Origin of the sequence: Bradyrhizobium sp. OAE829 (assembly GCF_040546575.1) — a bacterium.
Classification (GTDB): domain Bacteria; phylum Pseudomonadota; class Alphaproteobacteria; order Rhizobiales; family Xanthobacteraceae; genus Bradyrhizobium.
In genome coordinates this window covers 5,656,835-5,674,077 of record NZ_JBEPOE010000001.1, presented here as the reverse complement: position 1 = coordinate 5,674,077, position 17,243 = coordinate 5,656,835, and the positions used below count along the sequence as shown (strand labels likewise).

Annotated in this window: 9 protein-coding genes; 1 reads left to right on the top strand and 8 read right to left on the bottom strand. The window is 62.6% G+C overall.

The window, feature by feature from the left end:
- Positions 1 to 12 precede the first annotated feature (12 nt).
- The 5 genes from ABIE49_RS27195 to ABIE49_RS27175 are packed head-to-tail and all read right to left on the bottom strand — an operon-like array spanning position 13 to position 5,872.
- Positions 13 to 939 carry a 2-hydroxyacid dehydrogenase gene (locus ABIE49_RS27195; protein ID WP_192736691.1) on the bottom strand — a complete coding sequence of 309 codons (927 nt, stop codon included), beginning with the start codon at positions 937 to 939 and terminating at the stop codon, positions 13 to 15.
- A 22-nt stretch (positions 940 to 961) separates the two neighbouring features.
- Positions 962 to 2,290, bottom strand: a complete 1,329-nt coding sequence (locus ABIE49_RS27190; protein ID WP_192736692.1) for an NAD(P)/FAD-dependent oxidoreductase — start codon at positions 2,288 to 2,290, stop codon at positions 962 to 964.
- 28 nt (positions 2,291 to 2,318) lie between these two features.
- Positions 2,319 to 3,194: an ABC transporter permease gene (locus ABIE49_RS27185; protein WP_192736693.1), complete on the bottom strand. Its 876-nt coding sequence runs from the start codon at positions 3,192 to 3,194 to the stop codon at positions 2,319 to 2,321.
- 3 nt (positions 3,195 to 3,197) lie between these two features.
- The gene (locus ABIE49_RS27180; protein WP_192736694.1) at positions 3,198 to 4,148 is read right to left on the bottom strand and encodes an ABC transporter permease; all 951 of its coding nucleotides are present in this window, start codon (positions 4,146 to 4,148) and stop codon (positions 3,198 to 3,200) included.
- 26 nt (positions 4,149 to 4,174) lie between these two features.
- Positions 4,175 to 5,872, bottom strand: a complete 1,698-nt coding sequence (locus ABIE49_RS27175) for a peptide ABC transporter substrate-binding protein (protein WP_192736695.1) — start codon at positions 5,870 to 5,872, stop codon at positions 4,175 to 4,177.
- A gap of 225 nt (positions 5,873 to 6,097) precedes the next feature.
- Here ABIE49_RS27175 and ABIE49_RS27170 point away from each other — a divergent pair, with 225 nt between their 5' ends.
- Entirely contained in the window at positions 6,098 to 6,733 is a 636-nt protein-coding gene (locus ABIE49_RS27170; protein WP_192736696.1) for a helix-turn-helix domain-containing protein, read from the top strand.
- A 164-nt stretch (positions 6,734 to 6,897) separates the two neighbouring features.
- Here ABIE49_RS27170 and ABIE49_RS27165 read toward each other — a convergent pair whose 3' ends face one another.
- The 3 genes from ABIE49_RS27165 to ABIE49_RS27155 all read right to left on the bottom strand — a co-directional run bounded on the left by ABIE49_RS27165 (position 6,898) and on the right by ABIE49_RS27155 (position 16,915).
- Positions 6,898 to 7,353: a hypothetical protein gene (locus ABIE49_RS27165; protein WP_192736697.1), complete on the bottom strand. Its 456-nt coding sequence runs from the start codon at positions 7,351 to 7,353 to the stop codon at positions 6,898 to 6,900.
- 117 nt (positions 7,354 to 7,470) lie between these two features.
- Entirely contained in the window at positions 7,471 to 13,722 is a 6,252-nt protein-coding gene (locus ABIE49_RS27160; RefSeq protein ID WP_354067627.1) for a VCBS domain-containing protein, read from the bottom strand.
- Positions 13,634 to 16,915 carry a beta strand repeat-containing protein gene (locus tag ABIE49_RS27155; protein ID WP_354066991.1) on the bottom strand — a complete coding sequence of 1,094 codons (3,282 nt, stop codon included), beginning with the start codon at positions 16,913 to 16,915 and terminating at the stop codon, positions 13,634 to 13,636. Before ABIE49_RS27155 ends, ABIE49_RS27160 begins: the two co-directional genes overlap by 89 nt.
- Positions 16,916 to 17,243: the final 328 nt, after the last annotated feature.

Sequence of the window (17,243 nt, the reverse complement as noted above, 5' to 3'; positions counted from 1 at the left end):
CAATCTACCGTTTCAGTAGCCGCGTTCACGATCAACTCGCCCCGGCAACGCTTCACCGCGGCGGTGGCGACCGATAGTATCGAGCACGAATTCGACCGCCGCTTGCGGCGTCGTCATGCTCGCAATATGTGGCGTAAGGAGAATGCGCGGATGGCTCCAGAACGGATGGCCCGCCGGCAACGGCTCGGGCTTGGTGACGTCAAGAACGGCTGACGACAACAGGCCGCGCTCCAGAGCCGCAATGAGGTCTGCCTCGACCAGATGCCCGCCCCGCCCGACATTGACGAGTTTAGCACCGTGCGGCAGCGCCTCGAACAGACCTGTGTTCAGGATGCCGCGGGTTTCATCGGTCAGCGGCAGCAGGCAGACAAGGATGTCGGTCTGCGCGAGGAAGTCCGGCAATGTCTCCCGGCCCGCATGACAACTGACACCCTCTATGCTGCGTGGGGAGCGGTTCCACCCGGCAAGCGGAAAGCCGAATAGTTTGAGCCGTTCAAGCACCGCCAGACCGAGCAAGCCGAGGCCCATCACGCCAACACGCCGTTTCGCAGCCGGCGTGACCCGGATCTCGCGCCATGTCTGTTCCCGTTGCTGGTCGATGAAGTGCAGGAGATCACGGTGCAGCGCAAGCACGGCCATGGTGACATATTCAACCATGCCCTCCGCGATGCCGGGCTCCAGCATGCGGATCAGCGGAACATGGGGTGGGATCTGCGAGAAATCGAATTGATCGACCCCTGCTCCGACCGAGAAGATGAGTTCGAGATTGGGGAAGGTTGCGGCGATGTTTTCCGGCGGGCTCCACACCGCGAGATAGCGCACCTCTGCCGGATCGCCGACATCGGGCCAGAGCCGGAACGGCAGCTCCGGGGCACGCTCCGCAAAAAAGCGCGCCCATTCCACACCTCGGATCGCGTTCGCCTTGTAGAGGAATGTCATGGCGCGGGCCGATCCGATACCGCTAGAACAGGCTGACCGGCGCCAGCGGCCGGCCGTCGATCAGGCGCGTATGGCTATAGGCCGCCGGATCGACCAGCGGCGTGTCGCCCGTGACGAGGTCGGCAGCGAGCTTGCCGGCTGCCGGGCCAATGCCGAAGCCGTGACCGCTGAAGCCGGTCGCGAGGAAGAACCCCGGCATCGCATCGACACGTGAAATCACCGGAATGGTGTCGGGCGTCGTATCGATGGTGCCTCCCCAGGCCTCCGCGACTTCGATGCCCTTCAAATCAGGGTTTGACTTGATCAGCGCCGCGAGCGCCGAATTGACCAGCGACATGTCAGGCGCGGGATCGCGCACCCGCTCGGTCTCGAACGGCGAAGGCTTGTCGAGGCTCCAGCTGGTGCCGCGCATGATCTGATCGAAAAACGACTTTCCGAACGACAGCTTCAGTCCCTTGCGGCGCTGCTTGTAGGTCGGCCAGAAGGTTTTGGCATAGCGAAACAGATCCGGCGACACTTCCACCGTGCCGCGGCCGCGCAGCGCCAGCGTGAAGCCGCCATCGAGGCGGCGGCGGATGCAATAGAAGTCGGTGCCGAGCGCGCCCATCGTGATTTCCGGCGCCGGGGTGGTGCGGCACGCGGTGGCGTTGACGAGGCCGATCGGCAGCTCGATGCCGTGACGCCGGCAGAACAGCGACGACCACGCCCCTCCCGCCAGCAGCACGGACTGCGTGCGAATGGCCCCCTTCTCGGTGACGACCGCGCTCACCTGCCCGCCCTGGGTTTCGAGCCCGCGCGCGGCGCAGCCCTGATGAATCGTGACGCCGTGCTTGCGCGCGGCGGCCGCGAGCGCCGGCACGGCCATCGAAGGCTCGGCGCGCCCGTCGCTCGGCGTGTGCAAACCGCCAACCCAGGTGTCGGCATTGCCGGGCACGCGCTCGGCGACCTCGGCGGCCGACAAGACGGTTGAATGAACCTGCTGTTCGCGCGCGATCTCGGCCCATTTCTCCCAGGCGGCCAGTTCCTGCGGGTTCTTGGTCAGGAACAAGACGCCGGTACGCCGAAAGCCGGCATCGACGCCGGCGTCGTTCTGCATGTCCTCCCACAACCGCAGCGCCTCGCGGGCCAGCGGGATCTCGGCGCGGGCACGGCCCTGCTGGCGGCACCAACCCCAGTTGCGGCTCGACTGCTCGGCGCCAACATGCCCCTTCTCGATCAGCGCGACGGTGTGTCCCTTCTTCGCCAGGTGATAGGCCGCCGAAACGCCGATGACGCCACCGCCGATGACGACGACATCGGCTTGCGCCGGCAAGCGTTCGTCGCTTGTGATGCGGCTGAGTGGCGGGGACATGAGACTCTCCTGACAGTAAAATTGCGCTTCATGGGATGTTCATGCGCGGATCGAGCGCGTCGCGCAGTCCGTCGCCGAGGAAGTTGAAGCTGGTCACGGCGAGCGTGATGGCAATGCCCGGCGCAATCGCAAGCCAGGGCGCACTCGTCATATAGATCTGCGCATTGTTGAGCATGTTGCCCCAGCTCGCGGCCGGCGGCTGAATGCCGAATCCGAGGTAGCTGACATAGGATTCGAGCAGGATCGCCTTGGCGACGTTGAGCGTGGCCGCAACCACGATCGGCGCCATCGCGTTGGGCACGAGTTCGCGGAACATGATCCGCAGGTTCGACGACCCGAAGGCGACGGCGGCGATCGCGAACTCGCGTTCGCGAAGCGAACGGACCTGCGCTTCCACCACGCGGGCGACGCTCATCCACGCGGTGGCCGCGATCAGCAAGGTGGTGGTCATCAGACCCGGCTCGGTGAGCGCCGCGAGCGCCAGCAGCAGAAAGATCGCCGGGAAGCACAGCACGGCATCGACGAACCGCATCAGCACGGCACCGATGACGCCGCCGTAGAAGCCCGCGAAAGCGCCGACAAGGATGCCGACCGCCATGGCGATGGTCATCGCGACGATGCCGATGGAGAGCGACACCCGACCTCCCATCATCAGCCGCGCCAGCACGTCGCGGCCAAGCTCGTCGGTGCCAAGGATGTGAGCTCCCGACAATGGCGGCGCGAACCGCTTCATGATGTCGATATAGGTGTCGTCGAACGGCAAAAGATAAGGACCGAATGCCGAACCCAGCACGAGGATGACGATGGTCACGGCACCCGCCAAAGCCAGTTTGTGACGCCGGAAGCGCTGCCAGGCGGCCTGGCCGGGAGCAAGTTGGACGGTCTGCAAGGCTGCGGTGCTCATCGCCTATCCCACCCTGATCCGAGGATCGACGACGGCATAAAGGATGTCGGCGAGAAGCGAACCTATCAGCACCATCATGGCCGAAAACATCAGGATGCCCATCACGACCGGATAATCGCGATATCCGATGGAATCGAGGAACAGCCGGCCCATGCCGGGCCAGGTGAAGACGGTCTCGGTGACCAGCGCGCCGCCGAGCAATGTTGGAAACTGAAGGCCCGCAACTGTGATCATCGGCAGCAGGGCGTTGCGCAAGGCATGCACCGTCAGGATGCGCCACTCCGGCATCCCCTTGGCGCGCGCCGTGCGGATGTAATCCTGGTTGATGACCTCGAGCATCGAGGAGCGCATGAAGCGTCCCCAGATGGCGGTCTCGACAAGCGCCAGCACGACGGCCGGTGCGATCAGATGATGCAGGAGATCGAGCAGTGAGCCGTCGCCGATCGTGTGCCGGTTGCCGGACGGCAGCCAGCCGAGCTTCACCGAAAACAGATAGATCGTGACGAGCCCGAACCAGAACGTCGGAATGGAAAGCGCGATCATGGCGCCGACGGTTGCCAGCGAATCGAACAAGGAATAGCGGCGCACGGCGCCAAGCACCCCGATCCAGCAGCCGAGCAGAACCGCGATGAGGGTCGCGGTCGCCATCAGTTCGAGCGTGGCGCCAAGATGCGAGCCGATGACGGACAGCACGGGCTCTCCGTCCCGATAGGAGCGACCCCAGTCGCCTCTGACCATGCGCCCGAACCAGTCGAGATACTGGATCGGCAGCGGACGATCGAGGCCGAGCTGCCTGGTGACGCGATCGAGGTCCTCCTGCGTCATTTGCGCCGAGGCGGCGAATTGCGAGAGCGGGCCGCCAGGCGCCAGATGGAGGATCGCAAAGCCGAGCGCCGAGACGATCACCAGCAACATGATCGCCTGCATCAGGCGATTGGCGACGTAACGGGCCATTCAGGCAATCCCCCGGATCAGACGCGTCAGGTCCAGTACCATTCGCGGATGTTCCAGCAGTTGGACGAAGCGTTGATGTTGTGCCGGAAGCCCTGCAGCCCTTCCTTGACGCCCTCGGTGATGGTGCCCTGGAACAGCGGCAGCACCGCAAGGTCGTTGCGGATCAGCTTCTGAAGGTCACCATAGATCGCCTTGCGCTTTGCAAGATCGAACTGCTTGGCGCCCTCGGCGAGCAGCCGGTCGGCCTCCGGGCTCTGGTATTGATAGGTGTTGAAGCCGCGTCCGCCCTTGGCCGGAATGGCGCCGGAGCCGAAGCGCGGCGTCACGTCCGGATCGCTGCCCAGCATGAAGTTCACCGACACCAGGACCGAGTTGAACTTCGACTGCTGCCAGAACTCGCCCCAGATGACCGCAGCCGGCATGTTGTTCACGCGCATCGCGGCGCCGATCGCGCGCCAGTCCTGAATCAGCAACTGCTGGGTTTGCTCGCGCACGGCGTTGCCGGACGTGGTCGAATTGGTGAATTCGAGCTTGGCGCCGCCCTTCTCGCGGATGCCGCCCGCACCGCGGACCCATCCCGCCGCATCGAGCAGCGCATTGGCCTTCGCCGGATCGTAGCTGTGCCACGGCAGGCCTTGCTGGAACGACCAGGCCTGTTGCGGCACAAAACTCTCGGTCTGCGTCGGCAGGCCGTAATTGAGCGCGTCGATGATCGCCTTCTTGTTGATCGCGAGATAAAGCGCCTCGCGCACCGTGCGGTCGGTGAATGGACCGAAATCCAGGTTCGGCGCGACATGCTCCACCGAGGCCGTCGACGACACGAAAATCTTGCGGCCACGCAGCGTTTTCGCCTCTTGCACGAAGTTCGGCAGGATTCCCTGCAAGCCCGTGTAATCGACCTGGCCGGTGCGGAACTGGGTGTACAGGACGGTCAGGTCCGGGATGTACTTGAAGACGACGCGCTCCAGATAAGGCCCTTTGCCGTGGTAGCCGGTATGGGCGTGCAACAGGATGTGGTCGCCCGGCACGCGCTCGCCCCAACGGAACGGTCCGGTCCCGACTGGCGCATTGTGGAATGGCGAGCTGTTTGGATCCGAAACCTTCTCCAGAATGTGCTTGGGCACCATGCAGGTCAGCGACAGGATCGACATATAGGGCGAATACGGCGCCTCCATGCGCCAGTGAACCTCGTCGGGCGCGACGACCTTGATGTCCTTGACCAGGTTATGGCCGACGCGGTTGCGCGCGCGGAAATCCGTGTTGTTGATCAGCTCGAGGGAGAACTTGACGTCGTCTGCCGTAAACGCCGTGCCATCATGCCACTTGGCGTTACTGCGCAGCTTGATCTTCCAGGTCAGACCGTCGGCCGACAGCCCGCCATTCTCGATGGTGGGAACTTCGCGGGCCAGGTCAGGAACGAAGTTGCCATCAGGATCGATGAACCATAGCGGCGAGAACACTTGCCACCAAACGCCCTGATCGACCTCGATACCGGGCATCAGGGGATGAAAGACGGTCGGCTCCTGCGACAGGGCCGCGATCACCTGCCCGCGTGGCTTGGCGGGCGGATTGCCCGGACGTTCCGTCTGCGCAAATGCCGAGGCCGTAGTGCTCAATCCCGCCGCAGCGCTCGCGCCGAGCAGCATGAACTGCCGGCGGTTCGGGATGCCGGGGTTCAGATTGCCCAGCGCTGGAACGTCGAACTTGCCAATTTTGTCCGCCATGAACCCTCTCCGTTTCCGCACGAGGCGTCGTTTCCCCGCGCCTGGGTTGAAAACCCGACAATGGAGGGGATTGATCGAACTTTAGCATTTCTAAATATTTGCACAGAAATTTCATCACAGCTAAATAATCGAGTCAATCGTAATGATGGTATGACTGGTTAGTTTAGTAGGACTGACGTTTGGCGCTGGCGCGAAAAGGTTGGGCGGCGAGATATGGAGAACGACATGGGTGGCCGCAGCGGCGCGAGCATTCCGAAGAACGCCCAGGCGATCGAAAGCGACGACGCGGTCGACCAGCGGCGTCTCGGCGAAACCGTGCGGCTGCTGCGCCAGCGCGCAGGCTTCTCGATTCAGGACGTCGCCAAACGTACCGGCCTGTCCACCGGCATGATCAGCCAGCTCGAACGCGCGCTCGCCATGCCGTCCGTGCGCACGTTGCGTCTCCTCAGCATCGCGCTCGACGTGCCGATCTCCTATTTCTTCGGAGCAACCGACGCCGGCGAGCCGCAGCGCTACATCGTGCGGAAGAATGACCGTCGGCTGCTTCGGCTCACCGCCAGCGGCGTCGTCAAGGAAGCGCTCACCCCTGCCGAGAAGGGTGAACTCGAACTCTATGAACTCACGCTCAACCCTGGCGGCTCGTCGGGCACCGACTTCTTCCAGCACACCGGTGAAAAGGCGGGCTACATATTGTCGGGCAGCCTGCGTCTGTGGCTCGACCACGAAGCCCATGTCCTGGAGGCGGGCGACAGTTTCCGCTTCCCGAGCATCGTGCCGCACATGTTCGACAATCCGACGCAGCAGGTAGCGCGCGTCATCTGGGTAACGACGCTGCGCCGAACCGATCCGCCTGCTGGTTGAAGTGCGCGGCCGCTTTCATGGTGAGAACCGCGAAGTTCACGCCGGCTGGCGCGGGGCTGTTCGCCTGACTTCGTCAGCACCTCGGTCGCCGGGTCGCGGCAAGCTGCTATCTACGTCCGGCTACCGGACGGACGCAGGTTGATTTTTAACGCACATCCGTGAGCTCACTTGTTTAGTTCGCCGGCAACCGGGGATGCGAGCAATGCGTCCGCGCTCTTGGTCAGCCCCGCAGCTACTTGACGTGCGGCATCCGGGGACAGCGCATATCCTTCCTGGTTTTCCAGCCGGTGATTGAGAATAAGCAGGACCAGGCCCCTGCCCTCGGTGTCCGCCGTCACGGCGAAGGTCTTCGGAATTTCAAATCTGACTTCATTCGGGTTGCCTTCCGATCGAGCATTCCGCTTGGGAACCACGGCGGAGCCCGCACTGGGAACTGCCACGGCAAGGGTTGGCTCCAGCGTGCCCCGCGCGCTGACCAGGGCATCGATAAAATCGTCCAGGCACTCGCGCGCGATTTTCAGCTCGACATCGCCAATATATTTCCCGCTTCCGCCGACGATGACTTCCTTCTTGTCATCCGAAAGGCTGGACGACTTTACCTCGCCGATCCTGATCGCCATTTATGAACGCTCCAGGCCAAGCCTACCCGTGCCCTGGTCATACTCCTTCTCACGTTCCAAAACCATCGTCGGGCATCGCCCCATCAGCTCCGCACCGCATCCAGAGCCGTCGGTCAGCTAGATCAGATCCGCACGGTATGACAGAAGTGTGCCCGTCGTATCGTCTGCCGAGAATGCGAAGCCGTCCGCCGAGTAGTCGCCGAGCAACGAGATGTTGGCGGTGTGAACGCCGTCCGTTACCGTTAGGGTTCCGCCGGTCTCCTCGGTGTTCTCAACGTAACTTACGCTGGTGCTTTCTCCAAACGTGACATCGACCAGATCGAAGTGGTCATCCTCGTTAAATCCCGAAACCATTCCGCTGAAGTCGAAGGAGTCGCCAAGCTTGAGCGTTCCAGTCGCCTCGGCAGCAAACGTTACATCAACAGCTGAGGCCGCTTCGAACTCGATCGTGGCTACACCATCGATCAATGCCGTGCCGCCGCCAGTTACGCTGCCGTTGAGGGTGATGTCTGCCCCATTCGCCCACAGCAATCCGGAATTATCAAGGTTGCTGTCGATCACCAGCCCGCCGCTGCCGGTCGCTTCGAGTGTTCCGGAATTGACGATGGTATGCGCACCGGTATCGATCTCGAGGGAATTGGTGCCGGTGGCGATGATCGTGCCTTCGTTGATCAGGATCATCTGCCCTGCGCCGAGCTGTCCGGCGCCCGAGATGGTGTTGTCCACGTTCGTCAGCGTGACGTCCGAGACCGTTCCGGTGATCACGTTCCCGGTGCTGTCGGACAGCATGACCTGTCCGTGACCCTGGAGCGTAATGCCATGCTGGATAAGCTGGAGATCGGTTTCGACACCCGCCGAGTTCAATTCTATCGTGCCGGTGTTATCGATGACGCCGCTCAGCGGCAGAATTGCGCCATTGCTGATCACCATGTGGCTGGCATTCACCGTGAACGGTGTCTGGTCGAAGACGAAGTCATCAGCGGCGAGCGAAGCGGCATCGACCCCATTCAGCGTGATCGATTGACCGTCAGCGAGCGTGATCACCGCGTTGCCGGCCGCGTCGTTTGCAGTATGCGCCTGGATGTCGCCGAAGCCGGTGAAATTAGCATAGCCGATCAGATCAATCTGATCCGACATGGCGTCGAAGCTATAAATCACGTCATGGCCGATTGGTTGGGCGAACACGAACAGGTCTTGGCCGCTGGAGCCGGTCAGGTTGTCGTCGCCCGAGATGGCGAAGATCGGGTTGCCCGGCGCGTAGACTTCCACGTTATCGGCGACGATGGCGTTCCCGGTGCTGCCGTCTGGGTTGGTCCAGCTTTGCGTCACGGTGAGGACCAGCGCGCCGGTGTAGTCGCCTGGCGAGGTGATCGTCAGCGCGGCAACGTCGGCTGTATGCACCGTCCAACTGCCATCGCCGTTGGCGGCGCCTTCGCTCAAGCTCCAGCCCGCCGGAACGCCGGCGATAGTGACCGTGACGGCGCCGACGTGATCGGCGGACGGGTCGGTGAGAGCCAGGTTGACCGGCTCGCCCGCAACCCCCGCGGGCGCGAGGGTGAGGTTCGCGAAGTTGGCAGCCCCCATCGCGCCGAACCCGACACCATTGAGCGTCATGATGTGCTCAACGGTCATGCCGCCATTACTGGGGTTCGTAGCATCACTAATGTTCACCGTATAGATACCCGCATTCGCGGTGCCGGTGAGGTCCGAGTAAACGATGAACGTGTAATTTCCAGTGGCGGGAAAGTTAGTGGTTGCCGCCTGAATGATACTTTCGATATTTGAGCCGTCTCCATCGTTAGCAAGCGAGGTGGTAACCCGACCAGCGTTGTTGATCGCTATTTCGACGATCCTTGCTGTTCCCGAAAAAGTGGTATTGTCCGCCGTGATCGTCTGGACACCGGTGGCCGTAATGCTCGTGCCATTGAGAATCACGGCAACTCGATCGCTGTCAGCCACGTCGAAGTTGCTGACAGTCACGACCGTCTGGTCGGCAAGGCCCAGCGCGGTGTGGTTGAAGATAATCGTGTCCTGAACCGCATCGCTTCCCAGGTTGACTGTCCACGAACGGTTGGTGGCGCTGCCGGCATCTATCTTTACGGTATCAGCGCCGGCCCCGGCATTGATAGTGTCTCCCGCACTACTCGATGTGACTATGTCGCCATTCGCAGAACCCGTTAGGGTGACCGCCGTCGTACTGCTGTTATTCAGGGTCCAGCCGTTGGGTCCACTGGCACTGGCAACACTCACGTTAAAGCCGTTTGCATTTACGGATGCCGTGCCAGCGTTGTTGGTCGCCACGCTCGCCGTCCAAGCGGCGGTGGCGGTCGCGATCGCGGTTGCTCCAGCTGACACGACTAGGATGTCGGCGCCCCCCGTTCCGAGATCCGTGATGCTGTCCGTGCCCGATTCTACATTAAATGTATCTGCGCCTGCATTGCCAGTGAGCGTGTCACCGCCCCCACCAGCAGTGAGGGTGTCGCCGCCGGTGCCACCGATCAAACTATTTGCCCCGCCCGATCCGGTCAGAACAACGGCCGAAGACACGGCTGATGCGTTGACATTCTCGAACCCGGTAACGACGGAAGCTGCCGAGGTATCCTGATTAACGAGAGACAGATTTATGTTCACGGCCTGCGTGAGAACGAGCGTGTCGCTGTTGGTGCCTGCCGGCGCAGAAGCGGAATCGCCGTGGATTGTCGCACCCGTCTCGTAAGTGATCGTATCGCTGCCGCCATTGCCGATCAATAGATCGGCGCCGCCGCCACCAATGATGACATTGGCGAGTGCGCCGCCGACCAACGCTTCTGCCGCTGCCGTTCCGGTGAGGTCCGGAGCGGGTTGGGTCGTAAGACTGAGGGAGCCGGCTGCAATGTCTCCATCGCCATCCGTGGCCTTGAGGCCGAAGCTCATCGGGATCGGGCTGCCAACGTTTTCCGTTTGGTACCCGAAAGTGTTGAGGCCAATGTTATTGCCAGTCGGATTTTCAACCTCAATTCTATTATAGCCATCGTCGCTGAAAACAGTAATCGTGTCGTTTAGTGCAACGCTGACGGTGTATACTGTGACTCCCGCCTCCACGGTTGAGGTCAGTGACGAAAGATTCAGCTCCACACCGTTCTTCAGTATGCGGGTGACCTGAACCTGGGCATCGTTGATCAGATCCGCGCGACTTGATGTAGCAGCGCCTGGTTCGGCGTCCGAGTCGCTATACACCCTCAGCTTCACCGTAGCCCCAGCGGAAACATCGGGAAGGCCAAACGAGAAACCGTTCACGTCATAATGACTGTCGTAGTCAAACGTAGTACCTGGCGCTACGCCATTGTTGACGAAGTCGATGCGGAGGCGCTCACCACCGCTGATGGAGGGATTGTTGACGCCGACTTGGGAGCTGTTTGTGTTGACCGTCCCCTCGGCGCCCGCGCCGTTCTGCGCAGAGAACAGCAGATCCCTGTTGCCGGCTCCTTCTACGAGCCGGAAAGTGCCATTGCCGGCGCTAAGGCTCCCAACGGAGACGGTGGACGCTTGTGACCCATCATCCAGACGTTGGAAAAACTGCACCGTGTAATTGTCATTCGCCTCGGTGGCGCTGTTCGGGTTCAGCGTGATGGTGAAAATCGTCGTGCCACCCGTGCCATCTGCAGCGGCGCCTGTCTTGGCGGTCAGCACGCCCGTATTGAACCCAAACAGTTTGACGTCCACGCCGCCGGACTTCACTGCGTTGCCACCCGAAAGCAGGGTGGAATTGTTTGTGCCGTCAAACACCACCGTTCCGCCGTCCGCCCCAATATTCTCGAAGAAGTTGAGGGGAGCGGTGCCGACCGTGGTAGTTTCGTTCGACACAATCATCGGCATAGCAGTAATGTTGTTCGGAACGTCGTCCTGCACCCGCACGGTCGCGGCGCCGGTCGCTATGTCTCCATCGGTGTCGGTTGCCTGGACGTTCACGTTGCCGAGCGAACTGATTTGCGCGGCCAAACCATTCGGATGCGACAGATTATCGGACAGCGTCGCCGTCACCGTAGCAGTCCCGCTGGCGCCCGCAGCAATGCTCGCCGGCGCGTTCAAATCGAGCGTCACCGCCAACTGCGTCATTCCTGCGTTAAGGAAGCCCTTGATCTGCGTAGCGGACGAGTACTGCCACCAGATGTCCTGGCCGCCGCCGTTCAGGTCCGTGACCAAACCCGACAAGTTGGTCGAGAAAGCAAAGGAGGTCAGATTGTCCGAGCCGGCGGTGAATGAGAGGCTTGGGCTATTGTCTACCTCAGTTATTAGAGACGGATTCGACCCTGTCGCACCAGCGGTCGACAGCGCCGCCTCGTTAACGTCGAGCGTGATGGCCGCCGCATTAGCCGCCGCGGTCCCATCGGTCACCGTGATCGGCTGAACCGCCGTCGCGGTCGCTCCATGACTATCTGTGATTTGATATGTGAAAGCGGCGCTGATTCCCGACGCATTGTTCTGGTTCAGGCTGGGATCGAACGTCCACGCTCCGTCCGCTTGGAAGGTATAGGTACCTTTCGTATTTGACAGCGTCGTTATGCCACTCGGCACAATCGTCTGAAAACCGCTTCCAATATCGACAGCGGTGACCGTCCTGGTGTCGCCGTTATCGACGTCGGTGTCGTTGGTCAAAGTATTGCCGCCTATGGTGCCGACAAAATCCTCCGTAACGCTCACTGGCGCGTCGCCGACCGCAGTCGGCGCATCATTGGTGCCGTTGATGGTGAAGCTGACCGTGTCGGTCGCGGTCGCGCCGGTGCTGTCGGTCGCCGTCACCGTGTAGGAGAAGGTGATGGTTTCGCCCGACGACAGGAAGTCGAGGTTGGCGTCGTTGACCGTGTAGGTCCACGGCGTGTCGCCCGGGGCCGCCGCGTCGGTCGCGCTGGTGGCAAAGCCCGCCACCAATTGCGCCGCCAGCGCCGGGTCGATCGTGCCGTTGCTCCAGGCGATGTCGCCGTTGGCGGCATAGCTGATGTCCACCACGTCGTTGGTGTCGATGTCGTCAAAGCTCACCGTGCCGGACTGGCTGAGGTCCTGCGCGCTGGCATCGCCCGCCTCGGTGATCGCCGAGGCCGCCGTCGCGTCAACCGTCGGCGCATCATTGGTGCCGTTGATGGTGAAGCTGACCGTGTCGGTCGCGGTCGCGCCGGTGCTGTCGGTCGCCGTCACCGTGTAGGAGAAGGTGATGGTTTCGCCCGACGACAGGAAGTCGAGGTTGGCGTCGTTGACCGTGTAGGTCCACGGCGTGTCGCCCGGGGCCGCCGCGTCGGTCGCGCTGGTGGCAAAGCCCGCCACCAATTGCGCCGCCAGCGCCGGGTCGATCGTGCCGTTGCTCCAGGCGATGTCGCCGTTGGCGGCATAGCTGATGTCCACCACGTCGTTGGTGTCGATGTCGTCAAAGCTCACCGTGCCGGACTGGCTGAGGTCCTGCGCGCTGGCATCGCCCGCCTCGGTGATCGCCGAGGCCGCCGTCGCGTCAACCGTCGGCGCATCATTGGTGCCGTTGATGGTGAAGCTGACCGTGTCGGTCGCGGTCGCGCCGGTGCTGTCGGTCGCCGTCACCGTGTAGGAGAAGGTGATGGTTTCGCCCGACGACAGGAAGTCGAGGTTGGCGTCGTTGACCGTGTAGGTCCACGGCGTGTCGCCCGGGGCCGCCGCGTCGGTCGCGCTGGTGGCAAAGCCCGCCACCAATTGCGCCGCCAGCGCCGGGTCGATCGTGCCGTTGCTCCAGGCGATGTCGCCGTTGGCGGCATAGCTGATGTCCACCACGTCGTTGGTGTCGATGTCGTCAAAGCTCACCGTGCCGGACTGGCTGAGGTCCTGCGCGCTGGCATCGCCCGCCTCGGTGATCGCCGAGGCCGCCGTCGCGTCAACCGTCGGCGCATCATTGGTGCCGTTGATGGTGAAGCTGACCGTGTCGGTCGCGGTCGCGCCGGTGCTGTCGGTCGCCGTCACCGTGTAGGAGAAGGTGATGGTTTCGCCCGACGACAGGAAGTCGAGGTTGGCGTCGTTGACCGTGTAGGTCCACGGCGTGTCGCCCGGGGCCGCCGCGTCGGTCGCGCTGGTGGCAAAGCCCGCCACCAATTGCGCCGCCAGCGCCGGGTCGATCGTGCCGTTGCTCCAGGCGATGTCGCCGTTGGCGGCATAGCTGATGTCCACCACGTCGTTGGTGTCGATGTCGTCAAAGCTCACCGTGCCGGACTGGCTGAGGTCCTGCGCGCTGGCATCGCCCGCCTCGGTGATCGCCGAGGCCGCCGTCGCGTCAACCGTCGGCGCATCATTGGTGCCGTTGATGGTGAAGCTGACCGTGTCGGTCGCGGTCGCGCCGGTGCTGTCGGTCGCCGTCACCGTGTAGGAGAAGGTGATGGTTTCGCCCGACGACAGGAAGTCGAGGTTGGCGTCGTTGACCGTGTAGGTCCACGGCGGTGTCGCCCGGGGCCGCCGCGTCGGTCGCGCTGGTGGCAAAGCCCGCCACCAATTGCGCCGCCAGCGCCGGGTCGATCGTGCCGTTGCTCCAGGCGATGTCGCCGTTGGCGGCATAGCTGATGTCCACCACGTCGTTGGTGTCGATGTCGTCAAAGCTCACCGTGCCGGACTGGCTGAGGTCCTGCGCGCTGGCATCGCCCGCCTCGGTGATCGCCGAGGCCGCCGTCGCGTCAACCGTCGGCGCATCATTGGTGCCGTTGATGGTGAAGCTGACCGTGTCGGTCGCGGTCGCGCCGGTGCTGTCGGTCGCCGTCACCGTGTAGGAGAAGGTGATGGTTTCGCCCGACGACAGGAAGTCGAGGTTGGCGTCGTTGACCGTGTAGGTCCACGGCGTGTCGCCCGGGGCCGCCGCGTCGGTCGCGCTGGTGGCAAAGCCCGCCACCAATTGCGCCGCCAGCGCCGGGTCGATCGTGCCGTTGCTCCAGGCGATGTCGCCGTTGGCGGCATAGCTGATGTCCACCACGTCGTTGGTGTCGATGTCGTCAAAGCTCACCGTGCCGGACTGGCTGAGGTCCTGCGCGCTGGCATCGCCCGCCTCGGTGATCGCCGAGGCCGCCGTCGCGTCAACCGTCGGCGCATCATTGGTGCCGTTGATGGTGAAGCTGACCGTGTCGGTCGCGGTCGCGCCGGTGCTGTCGGTCGCCGTCACCGTGTAGGAGAAGGTGATGGTTTCGCCCGACGACAGGAAGTCGAGGTTGGCGTCGTTGACCGTGTAGGTCCACGGCGTGTCGCCCGGGGCCGCCGCGTCGGTCGCGCTGGTGGCAAAGCCCGCCACCAATTGCGCCGCCAGCGCCGGGTCGATCGTGCCGTTGCTCCAGGCGATGTCGCCGTTGGCGGCATAGCTGATGTCCACCACGTCGTTGGTGTCGATGTCGTCAAAGCTCACCGTGCCGGACTGGCTGAGGTCCTGCGCGCTGGCATCGCCCGCCTCGGTGATCGCCGAGGCCGCCGTCGCGTCAACCGTCGGCGCATCATTGGTGCCGTTGATGGTGAAGCTGACCGTGTCGGTCGCGGTCGCGCCGGTGCTGTCGGTCGCCGTCACCGTGTAGGAGAAGGTGATGGTTTCGCCCGACGACAGGAAGTCGAGGTTGGCGTCGTTGACCGTGTAGGTCCACGGCGTGTCGCCCGGGGCCGCCGCGTCGGTCGCGCTGGTGGCAAAGCCCGCCACCAATTGCGCCGCCAGCGCCGGGTCGATCGTGCCGTTGCTCCAGGCGATGTCGCCGTTGGCGGCATAGCTGATGTCCACCACGTCGTTGGTGTCGATGTCGTCAAAGCTCACCGTGCCGGACTGGCTGAGGTCCTGCGCGCTGGCATCGCCCGCCTCGGTGATCGCCGAGGCCGCCGTCGCGTCAACCGTCGGCGCATCATTGGTGCCGTTGATGGTGATCACAACATCCTGCGTGGTGGTCGAACCATGACCGTCATTCACCGTGACCGTGTAAGTCTCGGTGACGCTCTGGCCGTCGGCCAGGTACTGCGACGCGCTGTTGTTGAGCGCATAACTCCAACCGACCGAGCCGCTGGCCGCGTTGACGGCCTCACTCACCGCACCAAGCGAGAAGGTCCCGAGCGACGTCATGTTGGCGGGAGCGGCAGCAAAGCTGACGGTGTGGCCGTCGCTGAGGTCGACGTCAGTGAAATTGATGGTGCCATTGGCGTTGAGCGAGTCGGACGGATTTGGTGTGGTGAGCGCATCCTCGACCACCGTGCCGCTCTGCACACCGCTGGTGACGCTGACAACGTCGTTGCTGCCGGTGATGGTGACGACTACGTTCTGGGTGGTCGTCGAACCGTGGCCGTCATTCACCGTGACCGTATAAGTCTCGGTGACGCTCTGGCCGTCGGCGAGGTACTGCGACGCGCTGTTGTTGAGCGCATAACTCCAACCGACCGAGCCGTTCGCCGCGTTGGCGGCCTCACTCACCGCACCAAGCGAGAAGGTTCCGAGCGACGTTGCGTTGGCAGGAGCTGCGACAAACGACGCCGTGTGCCCGTCGCTGAGGTCGACGTCGGTGAAACTGATGGTGCCATTGGCGTCGAGCGAGTCGGACGGATTCGGCGTGGTGGGCGCATCCTCGACCACCGCGCCGCTCTGCGCACCGCTGGTGATGCTGACAATGTCATTGGTGCCCATGATCGTGATGGTCAGCTGTGCGGTGTCCGTAAGACCATTTGGATCTTGCACGGTGTACGTAAACACCTCCGTGACCGTGACGCCGTCCGCCAACGCGTTGGTGTCGGCGTCCATGTTATTTAGGGCATAGGTCCAGGTGCCATTGGCATTCAGGGTCAGCGAGCCGTAGATGCCAACCAGTGCGGTCCCTACTGTGCCGCCAGTTCCCGCGCCGTATTCTGGTCCGGTACGCACGCCCGAGACAACCAGCGACGCCTGGCCGTTGTCAGAATCCGTATCATTTGTGAGCACATTGCCTGCGGCCGAACAATCGCCCGCAAACGGGGCATTACCCGGGCCCACGCCGGCCTCTCGGACAAGATCGAGCCCATTGATATCGTCGACGCCTTTGGGAGAAGTCGGGTCGAGCGCGACACTGACCTTTTCAATCGCAGAGACTTTGAGATTGATGCTCGTGAACGTGAATTCTGCCTGGCCTGCTTGACCGGTATTCTTGTTCGTGTTTGCGGCCATAAAGGCCTGAAATTGGGTGATTTCAGCGTTCAACGCTGCCATGAAAGTCGTATTAAGTAACTGCGCATTGCTCAGGTTGATAACGAGTGTATCAATTTCTGCCGTGCCCTGGGCAGCATTGCCGTTGCCGCCGTCATAGATGTCGTAGCCGGAAAAGGCCATTTGTCCGACCGTTGTGCCTACCCCGTAGACTTGGCTACCGATCTTGTATTGGTTTTCCCACGCTCGATAGATGAGCGTATCCGCGCCTGACCCACCGAGGACGGTGTCAAAACCACTGCCGCCATCAAGCGTATCGGCCCCCGATCCGCCGTTGAGGCGATCGCCACCAGCGCCTCCGGAGAGATAGTCATTGCCGGACCCGCCGACGTAATTGTCGCTGCCACTGGTGCCTGTGAGGGTGGTGGTGCCGCTGGCGCTTGCCATCAAAAATACTCCAATACTCTGTTCGTAAAATTCGCGCGCAACTATCGCGCCGTCTGCCTGTTCGATGAACCGGATGCCGCGATCGCGGCCTGGAATTTTGCAATGATGTCTAAGTGAGACGACAACGAAACGAAGGAGTCGTCTGAAGCAAATGCTGGTGAATCATTTGTGGGAGCGATCGACGGTCCGATTGGAAAAATGGAAAAACGGCAAAAACCTGAAATTTCGTGGCGACGCGATTCGATCTCGAACCAGTCGACCGGCTCTGCCTTTTAGTAAACGCAACGCGTCCCACGGCTCACTCCTCTGCTAACGCAGAGCAGGTGCG